Source organism: Pseudarthrobacter albicanus, from assembly GCF_018224015.1.
Lineage (GTDB): Bacteria > Actinomycetota > Actinomycetes > Actinomycetales > Micrococcaceae > Arthrobacter > Arthrobacter albicanus.
The window spans coordinates 17,689-42,611 of record NZ_JAGPOT010000009.1 but is presented as its reverse complement, the minus strand read 5'-3'; the positions used below and the strand labels follow the sequence as shown (position 1 = coordinate 42,611).

At 67.2% G+C, this 24,923-nt stretch carries 24 protein-coding genes; 5 read left to right on the top strand and 19 right to left on the bottom strand.

Annotated elements, in window-relative coordinates; all coding sequences use genetic code 11:
* The 17 genes from J9611_RS22870 to J9611_RS02755 all read right to left on the bottom strand — a co-directional run bounded on the left by J9611_RS22870 (window position 1) and on the right by J9611_RS02755 (window position 18,435).
* Window positions 1-390: an FtsB family cell division protein gene (locus tag J9611_RS22870; RefSeq protein WP_443701374.1), complete on the bottom strand. Its 390-nt coding sequence runs from the start codon at window positions 388-390 to the stop codon at window positions 1-3.
* Between the two features lie 542 nt (window positions 391-932).
* Window positions 933-2,213 carry a phosphopyruvate hydratase gene (gene eno / locus J9611_RS02830; protein ID WP_211877550.1) on the bottom strand — a complete coding sequence of 427 codons (1,281 nt, stop codon included), beginning with the start codon at window positions 2,211-2,213 and terminating at the stop codon, window positions 933-935.
* 146 nt (window positions 2,214-2,359) lie between these two features.
* On the bottom strand, window positions 2,360-3,178 hold the full coding sequence (locus J9611_RS02825; RefSeq protein ID WP_246527286.1) for a MazG nucleotide pyrophosphohydrolase domain-containing protein: 819 nt from the start codon (window positions 3,176-3,178) through the stop codon (window positions 2,360-2,362).
* Window positions 3,156-4,325 carry an adenosine deaminase gene (locus J9611_RS02820; RefSeq protein WP_211877549.1) on the bottom strand — a complete coding sequence of 390 codons (1,170 nt, stop codon included), beginning with the start codon at window positions 4,323-4,325 and terminating at the stop codon, window positions 3,156-3,158. Before J9611_RS02820 ends, J9611_RS02825 begins: the two co-directional genes overlap by 23 nt.
* Before the next feature lie 105 nt (window positions 4,326-4,430).
* Entirely contained in the window at window positions 4,431-5,147 is a 717-nt protein-coding gene (locus J9611_RS02815; RefSeq protein WP_211877547.1) for a DedA family protein, read from the bottom strand.
* Between the two features lie 165 nt (window positions 5,148-5,312).
* The gene (locus J9611_RS02810; protein ID WP_211877546.1) at window positions 5,313-5,948 is read right to left on the bottom strand and encodes a DedA family protein; all 636 of its coding nucleotides are present in this window, start codon (window positions 5,946-5,948) and stop codon (window positions 5,313-5,315) included.
* A 9-nt stretch (window positions 5,949-5,957) separates the two neighbouring features.
* Window positions 5,958-7,280, bottom strand: coding sequence for a thymidine phosphorylase (locus J9611_RS02805; protein WP_211877545.1), 1,323 nt, complete (start codon window positions 7,278-7,280; stop codon window positions 5,958-5,960).
* The gene (locus tag J9611_RS02800) at window positions 7,277-7,681 is read right to left on the bottom strand and encodes a cytidine deaminase (RefSeq protein ID WP_211877544.1); all 405 of its coding nucleotides are present in this window, start codon (window positions 7,679-7,681) and stop codon (window positions 7,277-7,279) included. The genes J9611_RS02805 and J9611_RS02800 overlap by 4 nt, the downstream gene beginning before the upstream one ends.
* Before the next feature lie 5 nt (window positions 7,682-7,686).
* Window positions 7,687-9,195 carry an ABC transporter permease gene (locus J9611_RS02795; protein ID WP_211877543.1) on the bottom strand — a complete coding sequence of 503 codons (1,509 nt, stop codon included), beginning with the start codon at window positions 9,193-9,195 and terminating at the stop codon, window positions 7,687-7,689.
* Complete coding sequence (locus tag J9611_RS02790) at window positions 9,192-10,604, bottom strand: ABC transporter permease (protein ID WP_211877541.1); 1,413 nt, start codon at window positions 10,602-10,604, stop codon at window positions 9,192-9,194. Before J9611_RS02790 ends, J9611_RS02795 begins: the two co-directional genes overlap by 4 nt.
* Window positions 10,597-12,192 (bottom strand): ABC transporter ATP-binding protein, encoded by a 1,596-nt coding sequence (locus J9611_RS02785; protein ID WP_246527285.1) that lies wholly within the window; start codon window positions 12,190-12,192, stop codon window positions 10,597-10,599. The genes J9611_RS02790 and J9611_RS02785 overlap by 8 nt, the downstream gene beginning before the upstream one ends.
* 224 nt (window positions 12,193-12,416) lie before the next feature.
* Complete coding sequence (locus J9611_RS02780; RefSeq protein ID WP_246527284.1) at window positions 12,417-13,529, bottom strand: BMP family lipoprotein; 1,113 nt, start codon at window positions 13,527-13,529, stop codon at window positions 12,417-12,419.
* 221 nt (window positions 13,530-13,750) lie between these two features.
* Window positions 13,751-14,794, bottom strand: coding sequence for an NADP-dependent oxidoreductase (locus J9611_RS02775; protein WP_211877540.1), 1,044 nt, complete (start codon window positions 14,792-14,794; stop codon window positions 13,751-13,753).
* Window positions 14,791-15,222, bottom strand: a complete 432-nt coding sequence (locus tag J9611_RS02770) for an organic hydroperoxide resistance protein (RefSeq protein WP_211877539.1) — start codon at window positions 15,220-15,222, stop codon at window positions 14,791-14,793. Before J9611_RS02770 ends, J9611_RS02775 begins: the two co-directional genes overlap by 4 nt.
* A gap of 118 nt (window positions 15,223-15,340) precedes the next feature.
* Window positions 15,341-15,790: a MarR family winged helix-turn-helix transcriptional regulator gene (locus tag J9611_RS02765; RefSeq protein WP_211877538.1), complete on the bottom strand. Its 450-nt coding sequence runs from the start codon at window positions 15,788-15,790 to the stop codon at window positions 15,341-15,343.
* A 181-nt stretch (window positions 15,791-15,971) separates the two neighbouring features.
* Window positions 15,972-17,171 (bottom strand): amidohydrolase, encoded by a 1,200-nt coding sequence (locus J9611_RS02760; protein WP_211877537.1) that lies wholly within the window; start codon window positions 17,169-17,171, stop codon window positions 15,972-15,974.
* A 130-nt stretch (window positions 17,172-17,301) separates the two neighbouring features.
* Window positions 17,302-18,435, bottom strand: coding sequence for a mannose-1-phosphate guanylyltransferase (locus J9611_RS02755; RefSeq protein WP_211877535.1), 1,134 nt, complete (start codon window positions 18,433-18,435; stop codon window positions 17,302-17,304).
* Window positions 18,436-18,693: 258 nt separating this feature from the next.
* Here J9611_RS02755 and sdhC point away from each other — a divergent pair, with 258 nt between their 5' ends.
* The 5 genes from sdhC to J9611_RS02730 all read left to right on the top strand — a co-directional run bounded on the left by sdhC (window position 18,694) and on the right by J9611_RS02730 (window position 23,209).
* On the top strand, window positions 18,694-19,074 hold the full coding sequence (gene sdhC, locus J9611_RS02750; protein ID WP_211877534.1) for a succinate dehydrogenase, cytochrome b556 subunit: 381 nt from the start codon (window positions 18,694-18,696) through the stop codon (window positions 19,072-19,074).
* 3 nt (window positions 19,075-19,077) lie between these two features.
* Window positions 19,078-19,590: a succinate dehydrogenase hydrophobic membrane anchor subunit gene (locus J9611_RS02745; RefSeq protein ID WP_211877533.1), complete on the top strand. Its 513-nt coding sequence runs from the start codon at window positions 19,078-19,080 to the stop codon at window positions 19,588-19,590.
* 177 nt (window positions 19,591-19,767) lie between these two features.
* The gene (sdhA, locus tag J9611_RS02740) at window positions 19,768-21,567 is read left to right on the top strand and encodes a succinate dehydrogenase flavoprotein subunit (RefSeq protein WP_211877532.1); all 1,800 of its coding nucleotides are present in this window, start codon (window positions 19,768-19,770) and stop codon (window positions 21,565-21,567) included.
* A gap of 1 nt (window position 21,568) precedes the next feature.
* Window positions 21,569-22,351, top strand: coding sequence for a succinate dehydrogenase iron-sulfur subunit (locus J9611_RS02735; protein WP_211877531.1), 783 nt, complete (start codon window positions 21,569-21,571; stop codon window positions 22,349-22,351).
* Window positions 22,352-22,444: 93 nt separating this feature from the next.
* Window positions 22,445-23,209: an alpha/beta hydrolase family protein gene (locus J9611_RS02730; RefSeq protein WP_211877529.1), complete on the top strand. Its 765-nt coding sequence runs from the start codon at window positions 22,445-22,447 to the stop codon at window positions 23,207-23,209.
* Here J9611_RS02730 and J9611_RS02725 read toward each other — a convergent pair.
* Together J9611_RS02725 and J9611_RS02720 are read right to left on the bottom strand one after the other, a co-directional pair.
* Window positions 23,172-24,332, bottom strand: a complete 1,161-nt coding sequence (locus J9611_RS02725) for a YihY/virulence factor BrkB family protein (RefSeq protein WP_211877651.1) — start codon at window positions 24,330-24,332, stop codon at window positions 23,172-23,174. The two genes, J9611_RS02730 and J9611_RS02725, sit on opposite strands and share 38 nt — an antisense overlap.
* Window positions 24,289-24,921 carry a 2'-5' RNA ligase family protein gene (locus J9611_RS02720; RefSeq protein ID WP_211877528.1) on the bottom strand — a complete coding sequence of 211 codons (633 nt, stop codon included), beginning with the start codon at window positions 24,919-24,921 and terminating at the stop codon, window positions 24,289-24,291. The genes J9611_RS02725 and J9611_RS02720 overlap by 44 nt, the downstream gene beginning before the upstream one ends.
* Window positions 24,922-24,923: the final 2 nt, after the last annotated feature.

The following is a 24,923-nucleotide window of genomic DNA, read 5'->3' as shown; positions in this document are numbered from 1 at the left end:
CTAGTCTGTTGCCGACCGCCTGATGGATTGCCAGAGGGCGTCCACCCACGGCAGGTCGGCCGGGTCTTGTGCTGATCCTTCGCCGGCCGCGCCACCGGACTGCCCGGCAGGAAGATCGCTGCCGAAGACCCAGTAGCCCGTCTCACCGGGCATAACCATGTTAATGCGGTCGCGGGCCTGCTGTTTGACGTAGTTCGGATCCTGCCAGCGCGAGACCTGGCGTTTGAGGTCGGTCTGCTGCGCCTGCTTGGCCGTGATATCCGCCTGGAGCGCGGCGATTTCGGCGCGCTTGTCGAGGAAGATCTTCACAGTGGGCGCCAGCATGATAGTGATGGCAACCATGACGACCGCCAGGGCCAGCATGCGGCCCGAGAACGCCTTGGCGGGCACGGGATCGAGGGACTCCGCAGGCCCGTCCGTGCCGCGTTTCGCCGTGGGCGTCCGGTTCGGGGCGGACGGCCCCGTGCCGGCACCTGCCGGACGCTTTCCCGGGCCGCCGGGCCCGGCCGCCCGTTGGCCGGCCCGCTGTTCTCCGGTCGGCGGCACTCCGGTCTGCCGTTCTCCGGTTTCTGGGCTTCGTGGCCCCGGGTTTTGTGACCCCGGGCTTCGTGACCCCGGAACGCCCGCTGCCGGGTTGCCGGCCGCGGGTTTTACGGCTGAGGCGGCTGTCCCGGTTCCGCTGCCGGTTCCGCTGGCTGTTCCGCTGCCGCGCACACCGCCGAAATCGCCCTGGACGACGTCGCCGCCGTCGCCCGTGTCCGGGGACCTCGGGGCCGCAGGCGTGGCCCGGGGGACCTTGGGACGGCGGGTAGCCATGTCACTCCTGTAATGCCCGGTCCTTGCCGGGCTGGCTTGCGGTGGGCCACGCCAAAGCAGAAACCGGTGGCCATGGTCCTTCAACCATAGCCACCGGCCACCGGTTTTTGCGGGTTCTAGCCTTTGAAACGCGGGAAGGCGCTGCGGCCCGCGTAGCGTGCGGCGTCGTCGAGTTCCTCTTCGATGCGCAGCAGCTGGTTGTACTTTGCGACGCGCTCGGAGCGGGCCGGGGCACCGGTCTTGATCTGGCCCGCGTTGGTGGCAACGGCGATGTCAGCGATGGTGGTGTCCTCGGTCTCGCCGGAGCGGTGCGAGGTGATGGTCGTGTAACCGGCGCGCTGGGCCAGGGACACGGCGTCGAGGGTTTCGGTCAGTGAACCGATCTGGTTGACCTTGACCAGCAGCGAGTTGGCGGTTTGCGTCTCGATGCCGGTCTGCAGGCGCTCCGGGTTTGTCACGAACAGGTCATCGCCCACGATCTGCACCTTGTCGCCGATGCTGTCCGTGAGGGTCTTCCAGCCTTCCCAGTCGTTCTCGTCCAGCGGGTCCTCGATGGAGACCAGCGGGTAGTCGGCAACGAGTCCGGCGTAGTATTCGCTCATCTCGGCGGAGCTCAGGGACTTGCCTTCGAACTGGTAGGCGCCGTCCTTGAAGAACTCGGAGGAGGCAACATCCAGGGCCAGGGCGATGTCCGTGCCCGGGGTGTAGCCGGCCCTCTTGATGGCTTCCTGGATCAGGTCCAGGGCTGCACGGTTGGACGGCAGGTTCGGCGCGAAGCCGCCCTCGTCGCCGAGGCCGGTGGACAGGCCCTTTTCCTGCAGCACGGCCTTGAGCGCGTGGTAGACCTCGACGCCCCAGCGCAGGCCTTCGGAGAAGGTTTCGGCGCCGAGCGGCACAACCATGAATTCCTGGATGTCGACGTCGGAGTCGGCGTGCGAGCCGCCGTTGAGGATGTTCATCAGCGGGACGGGCAGGACGTGGGCGTTCGGGCCGCCCAGGTACTTGTACAGCGGCAGGTCGGCGGAGGCCGCGGCGGCGTTGGCGACGGCCAGGGACACGCCCAGGATGGCGTTGGCGCCGAGCTTGCTCTTGTTGGCAGTGCCGTCCAGGTCGATCATGGACTGGTCGATGCTGCGCTGGTCGGTGGCGTCGAAGCCGATCAGGGCCGGGGCGATCTGGTCGATGACGGCGTCGACGGCCTTCTGGACACCCTTGCCGAGGTAACGGCCCTTGTCGCCGTCGCGCAGTTCAACGGCCTCGTGCTCGCCGGTGGAGGCTCCGGAGGGAACTGCCGCGCGGCCGATCTGGCCGTCGGAGAGCAGAACTTCAACTTCTACGGTCGGGTTGCCACGGGAATCGAGGATCTCGCGGGCGTGGATGGCATCGATAAGCGCCATGAATATGCTCCTTTGGGTGAAGCGATCGGCTGGGAATCTGACTGCTGGGACTCTAGCTGGGAATCAGGCTGACACCCGGCGTCCGGGTCGCTACTAGCGTAGTCGAGAGCGCCGGAGGTTACGGAAACCTGGCCGGTACCCGGACGTCATGATCCGGTGTTGTGGCTGACAGGGTTATGGCTGGCGCCGTTATGGCTGGCGCCGTTATGGCTGGCGCCGTTATGGCTGGCGCCGTTATGGCTGGCGCCGTTATGGCTGGCGCCGTGCTGGTCCTGGAAGCGGCGGGCTGCCCCGCGGAGGGCGCGTTCGGCGTCGAGCCCGCCGGCGCGGGCGGCCGCCACGATGCCGAACAGCAGCTCGCCGAGTTCCTCCTCGGTGGCGGGCGCGGCGGTGGCAGGCGCGGGGGCGGTGGCAGCGGGGGCGGTTGGTCCGGGAGGGCCGGGCTGCGGGAGGGCCGGCAGCCCGGCACGTTCGGCGCGGTCCAGGAGCTTCTGTGCCCGGGCCAGGGCAGGAAGCGCGGCGGGAACCCCCTCGAGGGCGTGCCCGCGGTCCGGCCTTTCCGCCTTCTTGACGGCGTCCCACGTACGGACGATGTCCTCCATGGTGGCGGGAAAGGAATCCTGCAGCGAGCCGTCCGCGCGGAAGACATGCGGATTGCGGCGGATCATCTTGGCGGCGAGGCCGCGGGCGACGTCGTCGAAGGTGAAGGCGTTGCGTTCTTCCGCGAGCCGGGAGTGGAGCACCACCTGCAGCAGGACGTCGCCGAGTTCGCCTTTCAGTTCCGCTTCATCACCGCCGGCCTCGATGGTTTCCGCGACCTCGTAGGCCTCCTCGAGCAGATACTCCACGAGGGACTCATGGGTGAGGGCACCCATCCAGGGGCAGTGCTCGCGGAGCGCCGCCAGCACTGCCACCAACCCCTGGACGGGTAAGCTGTCCTCTTTAGCCAAGGTCCGCGTAGGCATCGTTGATGTATTCGACCAGCGCTTCCTTTTCTTCGAGCGGAAGGAACGCGGCCTCGGCGGCGTTCAGCGTCAGCTCCAGCAGGTCGTCAAGGTCGTAGTCGAAGGTCTCCACGAGGAGTTCGAACTCGTCGGTCAGCGTCACGCCGCTCATGAGCCGGTTGTCCGTGTTGATGGTGACGTTGAAGCCCAGCTGGTAGAGCATGTCCAGCGGGTGGCTTTCGATCCCCTCGCCGAAGCCGGCAATGGCGCCGGTCTGCAGGTTGGAGGACGGGCAGATCTCCAGCGCAATGCCGCGGTCGCGGACCCAGCTGGCGAGCTCACCGAGGGTCACCATGCCGATGTTGTCGTTCACTTCATCCCCGCCGTCGGCTGCGGCGTCGTCGTCGCTATCGTCGTCGTCGAATTCGACGGTGACATCTTCGGCGATCCGCACGCCGTGCCCCAGGCGCAGGGCGCGGCCGTCGACCAGCGCGGACTGGATGCTGTCCAGGCCCGCTGCCTCGCCCGCGTGGACCGTCACCGGGAAGTTGTGCTGGGCAAGATACGTGAAGGCGTCCTTGAAACGGGAGGGCAGGAAGCCGTCCTCGGCGCCGGCGATGTCGAAGCCGACCGCGCCCTTGTAGCGGTGGCGGACTGCCAGTTCGGCAATCTCCTGGCCGCGGTCCGCGTGGCGCATGGCCGTGATGAGCTGGCCCACCTGGATCTCGCGCCCGGTTTCGGCGACGGCGTCCACCCCGGCTTCCAGCCCGGCCTGCACGGCCTCGACGGCGTCGTCCAGGCTCAGGCCCTGCTGCAGGTGCTGCTCAGGGGCCCAGCGCACTTCCCCGTAGACGACGCCGTCCTCCGCCAGGTCCTCGACGAACTCCTGGGCGACGCGGAACAGGCCTTCCTTCGTCTGCATCACGGCGACGGTGTGGTCGAAGGTCTCGAGGTACCGCACCAGCGAGCCGGAGTCTGCGGATTCGCGGAACCACTCCCCCAGCGCGACGGGGTCGGTCGAGGGCAGGGTGTGGCCGGCCGCCTCCGCAAGTTCAATGATGGTGGCCGGACGAAGTCCGCCGTCCAGGTGGTCGTGAAGGGAAACCTTGGGGAGGCCCTTCAGATCGAATTCGAGGTCAGGGGCAGCGTCAGGAATAGTCTCAGTCACGTTCCCACCCTAAGGTCGGAGCCCGTGCAATGCCAGCCGGATATCCAAGGGCCGGGTGTTGCCACCGGGCGGGGTGTTGGCGGGTGCTACTACCGGGCCGGGAGATCAGGCTTCGACGTCGGCGGGCGCCGGCGGTGTCATGGACAAGGCCCCGCCGCCGGCCGCCGTGTCGGTGGCGGTGGCATCGGCGGCGGCCCGGCTGGCCGCCGCGGCAGCGGCCCGGGTGTCGCGCCAGCGGTGCAGCCAGGTCAGCAGGTGGTCGATCACGATGCCGAGCACGATGGCGAAGGCAATGGCGATGCCCACACCCAGCAGCGGGTGTTCGTGGACCCAGGTGCCGGCCATGATGCCGATCCCGGCAGAATAGGCTACCCAGGTGATGGAGGCGCAGATGTCGAGGATGACGAACCGGCGGCGGGGATAGCCGGTGGTGCCGGCGATCCAGTTGACCGCCACACGCCCCACCGGGATGTAGCGGGCCGTGAAAATCAGCATGGCGCCGCGCTTGTCCAACTCGTAGCGGGCCCAGTGCATGGCCCGCTGGACCTTCGGTTTGCGCATCCAGCGGAAGCGTTCCACGCCGACGTGCCGCCCGAGCAGGTATGCCATGTTGTCCCCGCCGATGGCCCCGAGGGCGCCGGCGGCCATGACGAGCCACATGTTCGGCTGCCCGGACGAGAGGGACAGGGCGCCCAGGGCAACGATCAGTGTTTCACTCGGCAGAATCGGCACGAAGCCGTCGATGAAGCAGAACACCAGCAGCGTCGGATAAATCCACCATTGGCCCGCGGCATGGAGAATGGCCTCATTGATGAATTCCACGCAGGCAGTGCTCCTAGAAAGTGATGGAAAAGCGCTCTTCAGTGTCCCATGGCGTGAATGGATCCGCTACGCCTTCACGGATAAAATCCGCCGTCGGCCAAGAATTTCCCAGGCCGGAGTGCGCGCGCCTCAGCGGCGGCCTGTGCGGCCCGGGACGCCGCCGTCTTAAACCTCCGACGGCGGCGCGGCACTATCCGCTTCCTCCGGAATCTTCCCGCGCAGTCTGCTGATGCCGAGGTCCACGCCGATGCCCAGGACGATCGCGCAGATGATGGCGATCACTGCCCCCAGCAGATGGTTGTCCTCAAACCACTGCCCGAAGAACATTCCGATGGCCACGGAGTATCCGGCCCACAGCAACGCCGAGAGCACCGTCAGGCTCATGAATCTGGGCCTCGGGTAGTGTGTGGCGCCGGCTGTCAGGTTGACGGCCACCCGGCCGATGGGGACGAAGCGCGCCACGAGGATCAGCGACGCCGGCCGCTTCCGCAGCTCCAGTCCGGCCCAGAGGAAGGCCTTCTGCATGCGCGGCCCGCGCATCCACGCCCAGCGGCGCGTTCCGGTGCCCCGGCCGATCAGGTAGGCGGTGTTGTCGCCCAGGAAGGCGCCGGCGGCGGCGGTGGCGATCAGGAACGCGGGGTCCGGGACGTCGGCCGTGGCAGCCACGGCGGCCAGCCCGACCACCACCGATTCGCTCGGGATGGGCGGGAAAAAGCCGTCGATGACGCAGCAGGCGAACACGAGGAACAGGACCCAGGGCTGCCCGGCGGCAGCCAGGATGAAGTCGTTGATCGCCTGCACCGCTTTAGCCTAGGCGATGCGGTCGATGATGAGCTGCTGGGCCGGCCGCGAGCCTTCCGGGGCGATCACGACGGCGTGTTCCAGCGCTTCCCTGGCCCGGGCGAACTTCTCCGGGGTGTCCGTCAGCAGCGTCATGAGCGGCTCGCCGGCGCGCACCACGGCGCCGGGCTTCGCGTGCAGGCGCACGCCGGCACCGGCCTGGACCGCGTCTTCCTTGCGGGCGCGCCCGGCGCCGAGGCGCCAGGCGGCGACGCCGACGGCCAGGGCGTCGAGCTGCACCAGCACGCCGTCGGCCGGCGCATAGATGACCTCGGACTCCCTGGCGACCGGCAGCTTGGCCCGCGGGTCCCCGCCCTGCGCGGCGATCATGCGGTTCCAGACGTCCATCGCCCGGCCGTCCTTCAGCGCGGCCCGCGGGTCGGCGTCGTGGACGCCGGCGCACGCCAGCATCTCCTCCGCCAGCCGGACGGTGAGTTCGACGACGTCTTCCGGGCCGCCGCCGGCGAGCACCTCGACGGATTCCTCGACCTCGATCGCGTTGCCCGCGGTGAGCCCCAGGGGCGTGTCCATGTTGGTCAGCAGGGCGACGGTGTTGACGCCAGCGTCCTTGCCGAGGGCCACCATGGTCTCGGCCAGTTCCCGGGCCCGGGCCTCGTCCTTCATGAATGCACCGCTGCCCACCTTGACGTCCAGCACCAGCGAACCGGTGCCTTCGGCGATCTTCTTGCTCATGATCGAGGAGGCGATCAGCGGAATGGCCTCGACCGTTCCGGTGACGTCCCGCAGTGCGTAGAGCTTCTTGTCGGCGGGGGCCAGCCCCGCCCCGGCCGCGCAGATGACCGCGCCCACGTCCTCGAGCTGGGCGAGCATTTCCTCGTTGCTCAGCGCCGCGCGCCAGCCGGGGATCGATTCCAGCTTGTCCAGGGTGCCGCCGGTGTGGCCCAGGCCGCGGCCGGACAGCTGCGGTACCGCAACTCCGAAGACCGCCACGAGGGGCGCCAGCGGGAGCGTGATCTTGTCCCCCACCCCGCCGGTGGAGTGCTTGTCCGAGGTTGGCTTCACACCGCCGCCGGGGCGCCGCAGGCTGGAGAAGTCCATCCGCTCGCCGGAGGCGATCATCGCCGCCGTCCAGCGCGAAATCTCGGCCCGGTCCATGCCGTTGAGCAGGATCGCCATGTTCAGGGCGGCCATCTGCTCGTCGGCGATGGCACCGCGGGTGTAGGCGTCGATGGTCCAGTCGATCTGGGCAGGGCTGAGCACGCCCTTGTCCCGCTTGATGCGGATGATGTCGACGGCGTCGAACGCTTCGGGCTGATTGGGGGTTTGCGTCACCGGGGTTCCTCCAGATGGTGGGGGCCAAAGGCGTCGGGCAGCACCTGGTCCATGGTCTTGATGCCCTGGGTGGTCATGATCTCCAGCTCGGGAGCCCGGAATTCGTACAGCAGCTGCCGGCACCGTCCGCACGGCATCAGGATGGTGCCGTGGGCGTCGACGCAGTAGAAGGCGCGGAGGAGGCCGCCCCCGGTCATCTGCAGATTGCCCACGAGGACGCATTCGGCGCAGAGGGTCAGCCCGTAGCTGGCGTTTTCGACATTGCAGCCGCTCACGATCCGGCCGTCCCCGGTGAGGGCCGCGGCCCCGACCGGGAACTTCGAATACGGCGCGTAGGCGTTCTTCATGGCCGCGACGGCCGCGGCCTCGAGGGCCTTCCAGTCGACGTCCTGTCCGTCCACGCCGCTCAGCCCTTGACGTAGGGTATGCCGCTGGCGGCCGGCGGACGGGAGCGGCCCACCAGTCCGGCCACCGCGATCACCGTCAGCGCATAGGGCAGCATCGCCATGAACTGGCTGGGAACAGGTGAGCCGATGATGGTGATGATGCTCTGCAGGTTGTCCGCGAAACCGAAGAGGAGGGCGGCCAGGAATGCTCCAATCGGGTTCCAGCGGCCGAAGATCATGGCAGCCAGCGCAATGTAGCCGCGGCCGCCGGACATGTCCTTGCTGAACGCATCCACCGAGACCAGGGTGAAGAAGGACCCGCCGATGCCGGCGACCGCCCCGCCCATGAGGACATTCCGGAACCGGGTCCGGTTCACGTTGATGCCGACGGTGTCCGCAGCTTGGGGGTGCTCCCCCACTGCCCGGACCCGCAGGCCCCACTTGGTATGGAACAGCCCGACATAGACGACAATGACGGCCACGTACATCAGGTAGCCCACCAGCGACTGGCGGAACAGGATGGGGCCGATGACCGGGATATCCACCAGGAACGGGATGTCCACAGGCTCGAGCCGGCCGGGCTTGTTCAGGTGCTGCGGGTCGGCGGTCAGGAGGGTGGAGAACAGGAAGCTGGTGAGCCCGCTGATCAGGACATTGAGCACCACGCCCACAATGATCTGGTTCACCAGGTATTTGATGCTCACCACGGCCAGGACCAGCGAGACCAGCCCGCCGGCTACAGCGGCAGAGACCAGTCCGAGGTAGACGTTGCCCGTCACGGTGGCCACCACCGCTGCCGAAAACGCCCCAAGCAGCAGCTGCCCTTCAATGGCGATATTGACAACGCCGACACGCTCGCAGAGCACGCCGGAGAGTGAGCCAAACACGAGGGGAACGGCGAGCGTCACCGCCCCCGCCATGAGGCCGCCGAGCGAGATCGACGGCTCGGCGTCCCGGCCCCCGGCAACGATCCAGACCATGAAACCGATCAGGAAGACGACGGCGAAAACGCCGCCGAGCCAGCCCGGGATCCGGCGATGGGGGAGCGTCAGGAAGCAGGCGTACGCGGCCATCGCGAGGAGCAGGACGGAGCAGATCCAGCCCAGCGCCATCGACGGCAGGGCGATTTTTTCCACCCGGGCAACGCCGAGGGCGGCCAGGCCAAGGACCACGACCGCCGCGACAGTGGTTGCCGGAATCCAGCGCCCCACAGCCGCACCCGTGCGGCGCCGGTTGGTCCACAGGTATCCCAAGTAGGCGGCGGCAGCCAGTGCCACCACCAGGGTTACCCAGGCTGCCGCTGTTGAGGCGTTGGGGTCGCGGGCCTCGGCGATGCGGAACCCGGCTGTCTTGGTGTTGGCCAGGAAGCCGAACAGGATTACGCCCAGCACCGCCAGAAGCCCGAGTCCGATGCCGGCTTTCCAGCTCACGAGTTCAGCGGTGCCCGTCTTGACGCCGGCCGGACCACTGGACTGTGCAGGGCCATCGGTGGTCCGCTGGCTGGCGGGAGGTTGTGAGGTGGCGCTCATGCTGCTGCTCCGCTCTTCACGCCGCCGGCGGTTGAAGCGGCGGTACTACCCCTGGTGGACTTCTTCTTGCGGGGGTTCAGTCCGAATATCGCACGGACCAGCGGCGGTGCCGCGATGAACAGCACGATCAGGGACTGGATGACCAGCACAATATCGATGGGGGTCTGGGTCTGGGCCTGCATGGCAACGCCGCCCGCGCGGAAGGCCCCGAACAGGAGTCCGGCAAAGAAGGTGCCCCACGGCGTGGAGCGTCCGAGCAGCGCGACGGTGATGGCATCGAAGCCGATGGAGGCGGCCACACCGCCGGAAAGGTATTTTTCCGTCCCCGACACCTGGGCTATGCCCGCCAGGCCGGCCAGGGCGCCAGCGATCGCCATCACCACGATGGTGCTGCGGGAGACGTTGATTCCGGCGGTCCTGGCAGCGCTCGGGTTGGCGCCGACGGCGCGGAATTCAAAGCCGATGGTGGACCGGTTCAGCAGCCACCAGACGAATGCCGTGGCCAGGATCGCAACGATGAAACCGGCGTGCAGCCGGAACTGAGGGCCCAGCAGTCCGGGGAACAGAGCGCTGGAGTCCAGGAACGGCGAGATGGGGTTGGTGGAGCCCCTGCGCTGGAAGGCCGGAGTGGTCAGCAGGAACAGCAGAAGAAAGTTCGCAATGTAGTTGAGCATGATCGTCACAATCACTTCATGCGCCCCCGTCCTGGCCTTCAGCAGGCCGACAACGCCGCCCCATATCGCGCCGCCGACGAGTCCGGCAAGGATGACGACCACGAGGTGCAGCCCCACGGGAAGATGCCAGGCGAAACCGGCGTAAGCGCCAAACAGTGCGCCGAAAATGATCTGCCCCTGCGCGCCGATATTAAACAGGCCCGCACGAAAGGCGAGTGCCACACCCAGTCCGGCACAGATCAGCGGGGTGGCAACGGTGAGCGTCTCTGTGATGGGATACAGCTGCGCGGCCAGGTCCGCCCCTGCCCAGTTGAAGATGGATCCCTGGACGAGGGCCGTGTACGGGCGGAACACCTCGGTCAGCAGGTCCCCGGGCAGGGCAAAGAAATAACCTGCTGTCGCCGCAACCTTGGGATTGGTCACCGCCATCAGGATGCCGCCAAGCACAATGGCGAGCAGCACGGAGAGCACGGAAACCATGGCGTTGCCGGCGAAGATCTGGCGCAGCACTGAAGCGCCGCCATCCAGGTTCCGCCGTTGCGTCGCTGCCGGAACGGCCGACGGCGGGATCTGGCCGCCGGCGGCGTCAAGGACCACGTCCGATTCGGCGGTGTCAAGGACCGCATCTGCAGCGTCGGCCCCGGACGGGGACTGCGCGGCCTTCGGCGGCCCAGCGGGATCCGTGGCGTGCTTGCGGGCCTGGGCTGCCGGCTCCGGGGTCGTCTTCTCAGACATGTGTTTCTCCTTCGCGGCCAGCCGCATCCGGGACCGCGGCCGGCGTCGGGCGGCTGTCGGAGTGGGCTGCGACGCTGGCTTCGGCCTCGTTGGCCGGGACTCCGGCCATCATCAGGCCCAGCACGTCGCGGGAGGTGGTGGCGGGAACAATGCCCACCAGCCGTCCCCGGTAAAGAACCGCGATCCGGTCGGCCAACTGCATCACCTCGTCCAGTTCGGTGGAGACGATCATGACGGGCGTTCCGTGGTCCCGTTCAGCAATGACCCGCTTGTGGACGAATTCGATCGACCCCACGTCCAGCCCCCGGGTGGGCTGCGAAGCAATAAACAGACGGAGCGGCCGGGACAGTTCGCGCGCGAGCACGACCTTTTGCTGGTTGCCCCCGGAGAGAGTGCCCACGGCCGCCGACACGGACGGTGTCCGGACGTCGAATTCCTCGACCTTTTTCGCGGCGTTGTCGGCGATCACGCCAGGCTTCATGCCGACGCCCCGGGCGAAGGGTGCCTTGTCGTAGAGATCCAGGATCATGTTTTCGGAGATCGAGAACGTGCCCACCAGTCCGTCCAGCGTTCGGTCTTCGGGAACGAAACCGACTCCGGCTCCGAGAACGTGCTTGACGCTGCGGCCCAGCAGTTCCTCGCCATCCAGGGTGATGGATCCCGAGGCGTGCGGCTGGACCCCAAGGATGGCTTCGGTCAGTTCCGTCTGGCCATTGCCCTGCACCCCGGCGATGGCGAGCACCTCGCCCTTGGCAATGTCAAAGGACAGATCGTCGACAACGTGCTGGCTGTTGTGGTCGATCACTGTCAGGTGACGGACCTTGAACGTGACCTCGCCGGTCTTGGCGGGTGCCTTGTCCAGCGTCAGGCTCACTGCCCGCCCCACCATGGCGGAGGCCAGCTCTGTGGGTGAGGCCGTAGGCTCTGCCTGGCCTACGACCTTGCCGCGGCGGATGACGGTGATGGTGTCCGAAATATCCTTCACCTCGCGCAGTTTGTGGGAAATGAAGACGATCGATTTCCCGTCCCTCTTGAGCTGACGGATGATGTCAAGCAGTTCGTCGGTCTCCTGCGGAGTGAGCACGGCAGTGGGCTCGTCCAGGATCAGGACCTCTGCATCCCGGACCAGGGCCTTGATGATTTCGACGCGTTGCTGGACGCCCACGGGCAGGTCTTCCACAACGGCGTCGGGGTCGACGTCGAACCCGTACTGCTCGGAAATCTGGCGGATCTTCCGTCGCGTGGATTCGAGGTTGAGAAGCCCGGCAGCCTTGGTGGCCTCGTTGCCCAGCGCCACGTTCTCAGCCACGGTGAAGACCGGAATCAGCATGAAGTGCTGATGGACCATGCCGATGCCCGCCGCCATCGCCTGTCCGGGGTCCTTGAAGACGACGGGTTTGCCGTCGATCAGAATTTCACCTTCGGTGGGGTCGTACAGTCCGTAGAGCACGTTCATCAGGGTGGACTTCCCTGCGCCGTTTTCCCCCAGCAGGCAGTGGACCTGCCCGGGCTCTACGACCAAATCGATGTGGTCGTTGGCTATCAGGGATCCGAATCGCTTCGTGATCCCTCTCAGTTCGAGTTTCAAAACCCCAACCAATCTGTGTGTATGGATCTGATCCGGCGCGTTGTCGGCGGCGGGGCAGCGGGTAATCACAGCCTAGTGTCCGCAGGAGTCCTTGGGCAGAGCAGGGCGGCAAGGAGAACGCTGGCAAGCAAAACGCGGCAAGCAAAACACTGGCAAGCAAAACACTGGCGCTGCCCTTCGGCCGGGGTAACGGCGGAAGGGCAGCACGCCCCGCGGTTTGGTGCCTACTTGGTCGGGCTGGACTTTGATTCAACCTTGACGGTTCCGGAAACGATGTCCTTCTTCAGCTGGTCCAGTTCGCTCTTCAGCTCCGCCGGCACGGCGGAATCGAGATCGTGGAAAGGCGCCAGGGCCACACCGCCGTTTTCGAGGGTGCCGATGTACGGCGCGGCGTCGAACTTGCCGTCCTTGTCATCCTTGATCACCGTCTCCACAGCGGTGGACATGGTCTTCTGGACCGAGGACAGGATCACGGACTTGTAGTCAGGGGCGGTCAGGTAGCCGTCGGAGTCAACCCAGATCAGCTTGGCGTCCTTGCCCTTGGACTTGGCGTCCACAATGGCGCTGCCTGCGCCGGAACCCACCGGCCCGGCGACGGGGAGCACGATGTCCGCACCCTGGTCCAGGAAGCCCTGGGTCAGGACCTTGCCCTTGTCGACCTGCTTGAAGTCACCGACGAAGGTGCCGTCCTGCTTGGCCTTGTCCCAGCCGATGAGCTGTACGTTCTTACCCTTCTTGTCGTTGTAGTACTTCACGCCGTCGGCGAAGCCGTCCATGAAGATCGTGACAGTCGGGATGTTAATGCCGCCGAAAGTGGCCACTTTCCCGGTCTTTGACGTTCCCGCGGCCAGGTAGCCCGCCAGGAATGCTGCCTGGGCCGTGTCGTAAACAATCGGCTTGACGTTCTTGGGGAACGTGGGGTCGTTGTAGTCAATGATCGCGAAGTGGCTGTTCGGGTTGGCCTCGGCGATGCTCTTCGTAGCGTCGCCGAGCAGGAAGCCGACAGTGACCGTGAGCTTGCAGCCCTGCTGCACCATGGAGCGCAGGTTGGGGTCGTAGTCCGTGTCAGCCTTGGACTGAACGTGCTTCTCCTGGATGCCGAGGTCCTTGACCGACTGCTGCAGGCCTTCATAGCCGGACTGGTTGAACGATCTGTCGTCGAATCCACCGGAGTCGGACACCATGCAGGCCGTGTAATCCGATTTCGCCGCGGAGCCTGACGCGCCGGATCCGGACGGGGCGGACCCGCAGCCGGTCAGCAGAAGAGCGGCCATGCCCGCGGTGGCGGCTCCGGCCATGGAACCGCGTTTGAGGGTTGCTCGCAGTGAGTTCTTCAATTTTCCTCCAGGACGAAAGAGTAGGCGCTACGACGAGCGGCGCTCTGATGGAAGCTACCCTAGTGTCCCGGGACACGTCCAGACAGCACAGCCGGCCGTGATTTCCCGGATTGTTGAGAACTTGTTACCAGGCGGTAGCCGCCGTCTGCGCGAGCGGGCACTTGGGGCCCCGAAATCGTCGAAATCGGGGCCCCAAGTGTACGTTCGCGCCGGCCGGGGCGTCAGATGCGGACGAGCATCTTGCCCGTGTTGGCGCCGTCCAGCAGGTCGATGAAGGCCTGCGGCGCGTTTTCCAGCCCGTCCACGATTGTCTCGTCGTAGCGCACGGTGCCGTCGGCCAGCCACCCCGACATCCGGGCGGCGAATTCTGCCGCGTGCTGCCGCTGCCCGCCGACGAGGAAGCCCCGGAGGGTCAGCTGCTTTCCGATCGCGACGGCCAGGTTGCGCGGGGCAGCCGGGGCAACGGTTGCGTTGTACTGGGAAATCGCCCCGCACAGGGCCACGCGTCCGCCGACATTCAGTTCTGCGAGTGCCGCCTCGAGGTGCTCGCCGCCGACGTTGTCGAAGTAGACGTCGATGCCCTCTGAACCGGCGGCCTCCCGGAGCAGTTCCCGCACCGGACCGTCGTGGTAGTTGAACGCCGCGTCAAAGCCGAGTTCGAGCAGCCGCGCGACCTTTTCGGGGCTTCCGGCGCTGCCGATCACGCGGGAAGCGCCCTCGGCCTTGGCGATCTGCCCCACGAGCGAGCCCACCGCTCCGGCAGCCCCGGAGACGAAGACGGCGTCGCCGCGCTGGAACCCGGCCACTTTCAGCAGCCCGGCGTAGGCCGTGAGCCCCGTCATGCCCAGGGCGCCGAGGAAGGCCGGGGCGGGGGCCAGGTCCGTGCGCGCCAGGGTGGTCGCCGCGGCCTCCACCACGGCGTACTCCCGCCAGCCGAGCAGATGCACGACGGCGTCACCCACCCTCCGCCCTTCGGCCCGGGACGCGATGACCTCGCCGACGGCGCCGCCGTCGAGCGCGGCGTCCAGCGCAAACGGCGCGGAGTAGGACTTGGCGTCATTCATCCGGCCGCGCATGTAGGGATCCACCGAGATGTAGAGGTTGCGGACCAGCACCTGGCCGTCCCGGAGTGCAGGCAGCCGGGATTCCGCGAGGCGGAAGTTCTCCGGCACGGGACGGCCGTGCGGCCGCGACGCCAGCCGGATTTCCCTTGTGGTCGCAGGGAGGGCGGTGGTGGGGCTGTTTGCGGCGGTGTCGGCGCTCATGCGGCGGTCGCCAGGATGGTGATGGCGACGGTGATGTTGCCGCGGGTGGCGTTGGAATACGGGCAGATCCGGTGGGCCTTGGCCACCAGCGCCTCGGCGGTCTGCCGGTCGACGGCGGGAAGGGCGATCTCGAGCTCGGCGGCCAGGCCGTAGCCGGCACCGTCCGCGAGGGCGCCGAAGTGGATCTTCGCCGCAACGGCGGAATCCGTCAGGTCCGCGCGCTCCTTGCGTCCCACGACGCGCAATGCGGAGTGGAAGCATGCCGCGTAGCCGGCGGCGAACAGCTGCTCCGGGTTGGTGCCTTCCCCGTTGCCGCCCAGTTCCACCGGGCTGGCCAGGGTCACGTTGAGCTTGCCGTCCCGGGTGCGGGCGTTGCCGTCGCGGCCCTCGCCCGATGCCAGTGCTTCTGCCGTGTAGAGAGTCTTCATGGGATTCCGTTCTGTTGCGTGGGAAGTACAGGTCTGTTGCGCGGGATAGGCGCGGGGACTGGACGCGAAATGCGCGGGTCCGGGGAGGCACACGCGGCCCACTGCCCGGGGTCTGGCCTCAGCGGGACGAATGGAGCGCGGTGGTCAGCCGGTTCAGGGTCTCCCGGAGCCGGTCGAGTTCTGCGCCGGAAAGTCCGGCGGCCTCCGCAAGCCGCTGCGGGATGCCGGCGGCCCCGGCGCTCAGCGCGGTGCCGGCGTCGGTCAGGAAAACCTCGACACTGCGCTCGTCCGCGGCGGACCGCCGCCGCTCCACGAAACCCAAGGATTCCAGCCGCTTGAGCAGGGGCGAGAGGGTGCCCGAATCGAGTCCCAGCTCCTCCCCCAGTGCCCGGACGGTGCGCGGCTGCTCCTCCCAGAGCACCAGCATCACGAGGTACTGCGGATAGGTCAGGCCGAGCTGCTCGAGCATGGGCCGGTAGGCGGCCGTGGCAGCGCGGGACGCCGAGTACATAGCGAAGCACAGCTGCCTGTTCAGGCGGGGAGAGTGGAGGCGGGGAGCATCGGTCATCCCCCTACGGTAGCGGGCAATTCAATTGCGCACAACTCAATCCGGTGCCCGCACCCCCGGCCGAACGGACACTTGAGGCCCCGAAACCGTCGAAATCGGGGCCCCAAGTGTACGTTCGCGCGGGGTTTGGGTGGGTTCGCGCGGGGGGTTTTGGGTGGTTTGGGTGGGTGCGCGGTGCGGCTTAGAGGTCGCGGAGGGTACGCAGCGCGGCCGCGGTGAGGACCTGGATGCCGATCCCGAGGGACCGTTCGTCGAGGATATAGTCTCCGCGGTGCAGATCGTACTCTTCCCCGCCCGGGGTCCTGGTGCCCAGGCGCATCATGGCCCCGGGGATGTCCGCGAGGAACCAGGCGAAGTCCTCCCCGCCCATGGACTGGGGTGTCAGGACCACGGAGCCCTCGCCGATTTCCGCACGGGCCACGGCTTCAATCAGCGCGGTCTCCTGTTCGGAGTTCACCACGGGAGGGACCCCGCGGGTATGTTCCAGGCGGACGTCGACGCCGTAGGGCGCGGCGACCTGCTGCACGACCTCGTCGAGGATTTTGCCGGCGCCGTGCCAGGCGTCGCGGTCCAGGCAGCGCATGGTGCCGGCCATGTAGCCGCTGCCGGGAATGGCGTTAGGCGCGGAGCCCGCGGAGATCTGGCCCCAGACGACGGAGACGCCGCTGCGCACGTCGACGCGGCGGGAGAGCACTGCGGGGACGCTGACGGCGATCTGCGCCAGGGCGAAAACGAGGTCCTCGGTCAGGTGCGGGCGGGAGGTATGGCCGCCGCGTCCCGAGAGTTCAATCTTGATGGTGTCCGAGGCGGAGGTGATGGCGCCGATCCGGGTACCGATCTTGCCCACCTCGATCCTGGGATCGCAGTGCAGGGCCAGGATGCGCGGGACGCCTTCCAGGACGCCCTGCTCGATGCAGGCCTGCGCTCCGCCGGGCATGGTTTCCTCGGCGGGCTGGAAGACGATCCGGACCGAGCCGCCCAGCGGCGAGGCCTCGTGCATGCGCTGCAGGATCAGGGCGATGCCCAGCATGGTGGTGGTGTGCACGTCGTGCCCGCAGGCATGGGTGACGCCGTGGTTCTTCGACGCGAACTCCAGGCCCGTTTCCTCGATGATGGGCAGGGCGTCGATGTCGCCCCGGAGGGCGGTTGCGATGGGGCCTTCGCCGATGTCCACGGTCAGGCCGGTGCCGTCGAGGCGGCGCGGCTTCAGGCCGGCAGCCTCGAGCCGTTTCGCCAGCCTGTCCGTGGTGCGGAACTCCTTGAAGGACAGCTCGGGGTGCGCATGCAGGTCACGGCGGAAAGCGATCAGCTCCGGCAGGAGGGGCTCCAGCCACGGCCCCACCAGAGTGGTGGGCTCAGCTTCAGTAGTGTAGTTGTGCACTGACTAACTCTAGCGACCGGACAATGATTAGCGGCATAGCGAACGGCGCATTACGGATTCCTGAACATCCGGGGCCGCCCCGGCGGCACCGGCAGGGCCACTGCACTGCGCGGGCAGGGCCACTGCACTGCTACAGGACGTCTGTGTCACCCTTGGCCTTGAGGGCATCGACGGCCTGCTTGACCCGCTGGGAATGTTCCTTGGTGGTCACCAGCAGGGCATCCGGGGTGTCCACGATGACCACGTCCTTGATGCCGATCAGGGCAATGACGCGCTTGGTGTCGGAGACCACCACGCCGCTGGCGTTTTCGGTGAACACCCGGGCGCCCTCGCCGATGACGGTGACGTCGTCGACTTCCTTGGCGCTGTTGAGCCGGCCCACGGAGGCGAAGTCCCCGACGTCGTCCCAGCGGAAGGCGCCGGGCACCACCGCGACGTCGCCGGCGGCGGCGGCGGGTTCGGCGACGGCGTAGTCGATGGCAATCTTGGGCAGGGTCGGCCAGACGCGGGCCGTGACTTCGTCCTGCAGGGGGGTGTCCCAGGCCTTGGCGATTTCCTGCAGGCCGGCGAAGAGTTCGGGCTGGTTGGCCTCGAGGTGCTTGAGCATGAGCGAAACCGGGGCCACGAACATGCCGGCGTTCCAGACGTATTCACCGCTGTCCAGGTACTGCTGGGCGACTTCCTCGCTGGGCTTCTCCACGAACTCGACGACGGACTGGGCACTGGGGGCGCCGGGGATGTTGAGGGAGGCACCCGAGCGGATGTAGCCGAACCCTGTGGAGGGGTGGGTGGGCTTGATGCCGATGGTGACGATCTTGCCGGCCGCGGCCGTGTGGATCGCCTCGCGGACGGCATCCCGGAACAACTCGTCGGGGCTGATGACCTGGTCCGCGGCGAAGGAGCCCATGATGGTGTCCGGGTCCCGTTCGTAGAGGATGGCCGCGGCAAGTCCGATCGCCGCCCCCGAGTCCTTGGGTTCGCTTTCCAGCACCAGATCCGCTTCCTGCACTTCCGGCAACTGCCGGCAGACCGCCGCGCGGTGCGCCGTTCCGGTGACCACAAGCACGTGCCTGCCGGTGAGCGGCTCCAGCCGGTCGTAGGTTGCGCGCAGCAGAGTACTGCCCGATCCCGTGAGGTCGTGGAGGAACTTGGGGGCGGCTGCCCGTGACAGCGGCCAGAGGCGGGTCCCCACCCCGCCGGCGGGAATCACCGCAATGAAACGGTCAAGTGGTGAACCCTGGCTTGTCATCTTGTTTGTACTCATCACGGCCTACTTTAGCCGACCACCGCCGGATAGCCCGTGAACCTGGCCCCCGGATCCGCTTGAACGCCCGCCGGTGTGGCGTTAGTCTCAAAACTGGATGAATACCGCGCCGGGGCGCCGTCACGATCCCCCCGCTGAATTGAATAAGCTGTGAGCGAAGCCTAGATTTAGGCTTGAGCTTTTGAGTGCTCTCGCAGCAGGCGTTCCCCCCGCGTGGATCCCATGCCAGCGCCGCTGCGTTGCAGGGAGGTTTATTCAGTGCCGACAAAACCAGCTGGCACCTTGTACCGCGGCCGTGAAGGCCAGTGGTCCTGGGTTGGACACCGCATTACCGGTGTAGTGATTTTTTTCTTCTTGTTGGTCCACGTGCTGGACACCTCATTGGTGCGTGTGTCCCCCGAGGCCTACACGGCCGTGATCGGCGCCTACAAGAATCCCCTGATGGCCCTGGGTGAAACGGGCCTTGTCGCAGCGATCGTGTTCCACGCCTTCAACGGCCTGCGGATCATCGCCGTCGACTTCTGGAAGAAGGGCGCGAAGTACCAGCGCCAGATGCTGTGGACGGTTCTGGCCCTGTGGCTCGTCGTCATGGTTGGCTTCTCCATCCGCCACCTTTCCCTCGCCCTTGGAGGCCACTAAGCCATGAGTGCAACAGAGATCAAGGCCCCACGCAGTGGACAAAGCAGTAGTGGACAAATCAGCGAGAAGACCACGGCGGGCGGGCGCATTGCGCCGCAGTACCGCCGCAGCGGTTCCTCCAAGGGAAACTTCGAAATGCTGTCATGGCTGTTCATGCGGCTTTCCGGCGTCGTCCTGATTGTCCTGATCTTCGGACACCTGACCGTCAACCTCCTGGTGGGCGAGGGTATCCACGCGATCGACTTCGGTTTCGTCGCCGGCAAGTGGGCCGACCCGTTCTGGCAGGTCTGGGACCTCGCGATGCTGTGGCTGGCCATGCTGCACGGCACCAACGGTGTCCGGACCATCATCAACGACTACGCCGAGAAGGACTCCACCCGCCTCTGGCTGAAGATTGTCCTCTTCGCGGCCACCGCCGTCATCATCATCCTCGGCACCCTGGTGATCTTCACCTTCAACCCGTGCCCCGTGGTCAACGGTGTGCAGCTGCCGGGCGGTTTCTGCCCCGCGCCTTAACGGCGCACCCGTAGCGGGCCGGTGCCCCTCCGGGCATGATCAGCACCACCTGCTGGCGGCCCGTTCCGGCAACCGGTCCCTGCCTGCCCAGCGCAGGCCGGGATGTCACGAGAATTCACCGGCCAGGCTCCGCCGGCCGGTGTCTTATAGCGAATTTTGAGAGAAAGAGCGTCTGGTATGCAGGTCCATAAGTACGACGTCGTCATCGTCGGTGCCGGTGGCGCCGGGATGCGCGCGGCCATCGAATCCGGCCAGCGCGCGCGAACAGCAGTACTGACCAAGCTCTACCCCACCCGGTCCCACACCGGCGCGGCGCAGGGCGGCATGTGCGCGGCGTTGGCGAATGTCGAGGAAGACAACTGGGAGTGGCACACCTTCGACACCATCAAGGGCGGCGACTACCTGGTGGACCAGGACGCCGCCGAGGTCATGGCGAAGGAAGCGATCGACGCCGTCCTGGACCTGGAAAAGATGGGCCTGCCGTTCAACCGCACGCCCGAGGGCCGGATCGACCAGCGCCGTTTCGGCGGCCACACCCGCGATCACGGCAAGGCCCCGGTCCGCCGCGCCTGCTACGCCGCCGACCGCACCGGCCACATGATCCTGCAGACCCTGTACCAGAACTGCGTCAAGCACAACGTCGAGTTCTACAACGAGTACTACGTGCTGGACCTGCTGACCGTCGAGGAGGACGCCGTCCGCGAGGACGGCACGCCGTACAAGCAGAAGCGCGTTGCCGGCGTCGTCTCCTACGACCTCGCCTCCGGCGAACTGCACGTCTTCCAGGCCAAGTCCGTGATTTTCGCCTCCGGCGGCGCCGGGAAGGTCTTCAAGACCACCTCCAACGCCCACACCCTCACCGGTGACGGCATGGGCATCGCGTTCCGCCGCGGCATCCCCCTGGAGGACATGGAGTTCTTCCAGTTCCACCCGACAGGCCTGGCGGGCCTGGGCATCCTCCTCTCCGAGGCCGCCCGCGGCGAAGGCGCCATCCTGCGCAACTCCGAGGGTGAGCGCTTCATGGAGCGCTACGCCCCCACCATCAAGGACCTCGCCCCCCGCGACATCGTGGCCCGCTCCATGGCCAACGAAGTCCGTGAGGGACGCGGCTGCGGCCCGAACAAGGACTACGTCCTCCTTGACCTGACCCACCTTGAGCCGGCGCACATCGACGCGAAGCTGCCGGACATCACCGAGTTCGCCCGCACCTACCTCGGCGTCGAGCCCTACACGGAGCCGGTTCCGGTCTTCCCGACGGCGCACTACGCCATGGGCGGCATCCCCACCAACATCAGCGCCGAGGTGCTCCAGGACAACGACACCGTCATCCCGGGCCTCTACGCCGCCGGCGAGGTCGCCTGCGTTTCGGTGCACGGCTCCAACCGCCTCGGCACCAACTCACTGCTGGACATCAACGTCTTCGGCAAGCGCGCCGGCATCGCCGCAGCGGAATACGCCAAGACCGCCGACTACGTGGAACTCCCCGCCGATCCGGAGGGCTACACGCTGAACCTGCTGGACCACGTCCGCACCTCCGACGGCACCGAGAAGGTCGCTGCGATCCGCAAGGAACTGCAGGACACCATGGATGCCAACATGCAGGTGTTCCGCACCGCCGACACGCTGAACCAGGTCCTGACGGACATCGCCTCCTTCGAGGAGCGGTACCAGCGCATCAGCGTCCAGGACAAGGGCAAGCGCTTCAACCTTGACCTGCTCGAGGCCGTGGAACTGGGCTTCCTGCTGGAACTGGCCAAGGTCATGACCGTGGCCGCCCTGCACCGCGAGGAATCCCGCGGCGGACACTTCCGCGAGGACTTCCCCGAGCGCGACGACGAAAAATTCATGAAGCACTCCATGGCGTACAAGGATGAGCATGCCCCTGCGGATGGTTCTGCGGAGGCGATCGCCGGCATCCGGCTTGGCACCAAGCCGGTTGTCTTTACGCGCTACGAGCCGATGGTGAGGAAGTACTAAGATGACCGCTGAACTTGCTGAGCCAGCCTCCAAGATCGAACTGCCCGCCCACATCGGAGGCGGCGGGGAGATCCCGTCCTTCGATGTCACCCTGCGCGTGCGCCGCTACAACCCCGAGGTCTCCGAGGAATCCACCTGGGATGACTTCAAGGTGACCATGTACGGGACCGACCGCGTCCTCGATGCCCTGCACAAGGTCAAGTGGGAACTCGACGGCAGTGTTTCCTTCCGCCGTTCGTGCGCCCACGGCGTCTGCGGTTCCGATGCCATGCGCATCAACGGCCGCAACCGCCTGGCCTGCAAGACGCTGCTCAAGGACCTGGACACGTCCAAGCCCATCACCGTCGAGCCCATCAAGGGCCTGCCGGTGGAGAAGGACCTGATCGTGGACATGGAGCCGTTCTTCCAGTCCTTCCGCGAAGTCATGCCCTTCCTGGTCAACCGCGGCCACGAGCCCACCAAGGAACGCCTGCAGTCCGCCGAGGACCGCGAGCGGTTCGACGACACCACCAAGTGCATCCTGTGTGCCGCGTGCACCTCGTCCTGCCCGGTGTTCTGGACCGACGGCCAGTACTTCGGCCCGGCGGCAATCGTCAACGCGCACCGCTTCATCTTCGATTCCCGCGACGACGCCGGCGACATGCGCCTGGAGATCCTCAACGACAAGGAAGGCGTGTGGCGCTGCCGCACCACCTTCAACTGCACCGAGGCATGCCCCCGCGGCATCCAGATCACGCAGGCTATCGCCGAGGTCAAGCAGGCCATCCTGTCCCGCAAGGTCTGACGGCCGCACTCCCCAAGCAGTACGACGACGGCGCCTCTCACCTTCCGGGTGGGGGCGCCGTCGTCGTAATCCGAATTAAACGAAAGGGCCGCCATGTCCCGTTCCGAAAAAGTCTCATTCCACGGTTCCACCGGTGAACTGCTCTCCGGCATCATCGACGTCCCCGACGGGAAGGTGAAGGGCTGGGGCGTCTTCTCGCACGGCTTCACGCTCGGCAAGGACAGCCCCGCGGCGTCCCGGATGTGCAAGGCGCTGGCGGACAACGGGGTGGGCATGCTCCGCTTCGACAACCTCGGCCTGGGCGAGTCCGCCGGGCTGTGGTCCGAGGGATCCTTCAGCCACAAGGTGGCGGACACCGTGAAGGCGGCCGAATTCATGGGCGCCTCGGGCCGGCAGGTCTCGCTGCTCGTGGGGCATTCCTTCGGCGGGGCCGCGGTCCTGGCGGCCGCCCGGCTGATCCCGGACCTGGACGCCGTGGCCACCGTGGGCGCCCCGTTCTCGCCCAAGCACGTGGCCCACGTCTTCGACGCGGCGCTGGACCGGATCCTCAGCGAGGGCAGCGCGGAAGTCGATCTCGGCGGCAAGCGGGTCCAGATCCGCCGGCACTTCGTCGAGGATCTCGAAAACGCCGACCTGACGGACTGCATCAGGGCCCTGCACAAGCCGCTCATGGTGCTCCACTCCCCCACCGACAACACGGTGGGGATCGAGAACGCCAGCACCATCTTCCAGACGGCCCGGCACCCGCGCAGCTTCGTCTCGCTCGAGGGCAGCGACCACCTGCTGACCGGCAAGGGCCAGGCGGCGCGAGCCGCGAAGATCATCTCGGCGTGGGCCGACCAGTACCTCGACGCCTGAACACACCGCCGGCAGGCTGACTTCCCGCAGACTGTTTTCCCGCGGGCGGGGTCTTGCCCGGCTGCACCTGGCGGGCGCCCCATCCTGTCGTCGCCGCCGCGGGGCCGGCGTTCAGGTCCGTCTCGCGGACCGCTGCCCAGGCGGCGGAGAGCAGGTAGACCTGGCTGACCAGGTTGAACCAGATCAGCAGGCCGATGATGATGGCGAAGGGCGCCAGGATCGGGTTCCGGCCGGCACCGGCCAGCAGCTCGGCGCTGAAGATCTGCAGCACACCGGTGCCCACGGCGGCCAGGATGGTGCCTTCCAGCAGGGCCCGCCGGGCCAGCTTCAGCCCCGCCGCGAGCCGGAACATGATCAGTGCCGTGCACCAGCCCAGCAGCAGGGGCACGGCAATCTTGATGGAGGTGGCCAGCGGCCCGGCCACCAGGGGATCCAGGCGGAGCTGGTCGGTGACCCAGCCGGCCGCCGTGCCGAACACGAGCGAGGCGCCGGCGCTGATCACCAGGGCCAGGCCCAAAAGCACCAGGGTACCGAGGTCGCGGAGCTTGACCAGGACCGGGTTCAGCTTCCGCGGACCCAGCCCCATGACGCCGCGCAGGCCGTCGCGCAGGCCGTCGATCCAGCCGAGCGAGGTCACCAGGGTCACCGCCGCGGCGATCACGGCGGCCCAGCCGAGGCCGTTGGGATTCAGCAGTTCCTGCGGGTCAACCAGGCCCTCACCGCCGTCGACCTTCAACAGGCCGGGAGCGCTGGAAACGACGGAGCTGATGATCCGGTCCAGCAGGGCGGGCTGCCCGCGCAGCAGCAGCCCCGCGACGGAGAAACCGGTGGCCAGCAGGCCCGTGATCGAAAAGAACATCCTGAAGCCGATGCCGGCGCTCATCAGCGGGCCGTGCCGGAGGTTGTAGTGCTGGAAGGCGCGCATGGGCCGGAACGCGTTGAGCCGGGCGAGGAGCCACTGGACCAGCGGCAGCAGGGTGGCCAGCGGTCCGCCGCCGGAGCGGCGGGCCCTGCCCCAGTCGACCCGTTTCCGGATGACTTCGCGCTTCAGCAGGGCAAGATCGGTGGGAAGGGGAGGTTCAGCAGGCGGCGCGGCCGCCGTCGTCGTCGGGTTCGGTGCCAAAGTCAAGCTCTTCCCGTAGCTGCCAGATGCCGTTGTCGTCGTGCTCGTAAAGTCCCATGCTAGCGACCGGGAACGTGGCCCGGTAATCCTTGAGCGCGGTTTCGGCTTCATCGAGGCTTTCCGGCGCGACGTCATGGGCGACCGTGACGTGCGGGTGGTACGCGAAGGGCAACTCGCTCTCCAGCGGCCCGGCCTGGAGCTGCCGGTGCAGGCTGACGCAGTCCTCGAAGCCGTCGTCGACGTTGAGGAAGACCACCGGGGAGACCGGCCGGAAGGACCCGGTGCCGGCGATGGTGACGGTGAACGGCGGCTGCCGGCGGGCGATCTCCCGCACGTGGCGGCAGGTCGCCTCCCAGTCCTGGGTCAGGGTGGTGGTGACGAGCGTGATGTGTGCCGGGATGACGCCGGCCATGGGGTCCCCGAACGAGGCACGCCAGCGCTGGAGTTCCTCGGCAATGTCCGGCGGGAAGCCCAGGATCACGCCGATGCTGATGCCCTCGCTGCGGTCCTGCCCGTTCCGGCGGGGGCCCGCGCCACGGGCAGTGGCCCGGCCGGTGTCGTCTGCGGTGGCTTTGCTGACGGACGCCATCG

Coding starts and splice junctions, on each gene's coding strand:
- eno (WP_211877550.1), bottom strand. CDS start 2,213: ATGGCGCTTATCGATGCCATCCACGCCCGCGAGATCCTCGATTCCCGT.
- J9611_RS02825 (WP_246527286.1), bottom strand. CDS start 3,178: ATGCCTACGCGGACCTTGGCTAAAGAGGACAGCTTACCCGTCCAGGGG.
- J9611_RS02795 (WP_211877543.1), bottom strand. CDS start 9,195: ATGAGCGCCACCTCACAACCTCCCGCCAGCCAGCGGACCACCGATGGC.
- J9611_RS02790 (WP_211877541.1), bottom strand. CDS start 10,604: ATGTCTGAGAAGACGACCCCGGAGCCGGCAGCCCAGGCCCGCAAGCAC.
- J9611_RS02775 (WP_211877540.1), bottom strand. CDS start 14,794: ATGAGCGCCGACACCGCCGCAAACAGCCCCACCACCGCCCTCCCTGCG.
- J9611_RS02770 (WP_211877539.1), bottom strand. CDS start 15,222: ATGAAGACTCTCTACACGGCAGAAGCACTGGCATCGGGCGAGGGCCGC.
- J9611_RS02765 (WP_211877538.1), bottom strand. CDS start 15,790: ATGACCGATGCTCCCCGCCTCCACTCTCCCCGCCTGAACAGGCAGCTG.
- J9611_RS02755 (WP_211877535.1), bottom strand. CDS start 18,435: ATGAGTACAAACAAGATGACAAGCCAGGGTTCACCACTTGACCGTTTC.
- J9611_RS02745 (WP_211877533.1), top strand. CDS start 19,078: ATGAGTGCAACAGAGATCAAGGCCCCACGCAGTGGACAAAGCAGTAGT.
- sdhA (WP_211877532.1), top strand. CDS start 19,768: ATGCAGGTCCATAAGTACGACGTCGTCATCGTCGGTGCCGGTGGCGCC.
- J9611_RS02735 (WP_211877531.1), top strand. CDS start 21,569: ATGACCGCTGAACTTGCTGAGCCAGCCTCCAAGATCGAACTGCCCGCC.
- J9611_RS02730 (WP_211877529.1), top strand. CDS start 22,445: ATGTCCCGTTCCGAAAAAGTCTCATTCCACGGTTCCACCGGTGAACTG.
- J9611_RS02720 (WP_211877528.1), bottom strand. CDS start 24,921: ATGGCGTCCGTCAGCAAAGCCACCGCAGACGACACCGGCCGGGCCACT.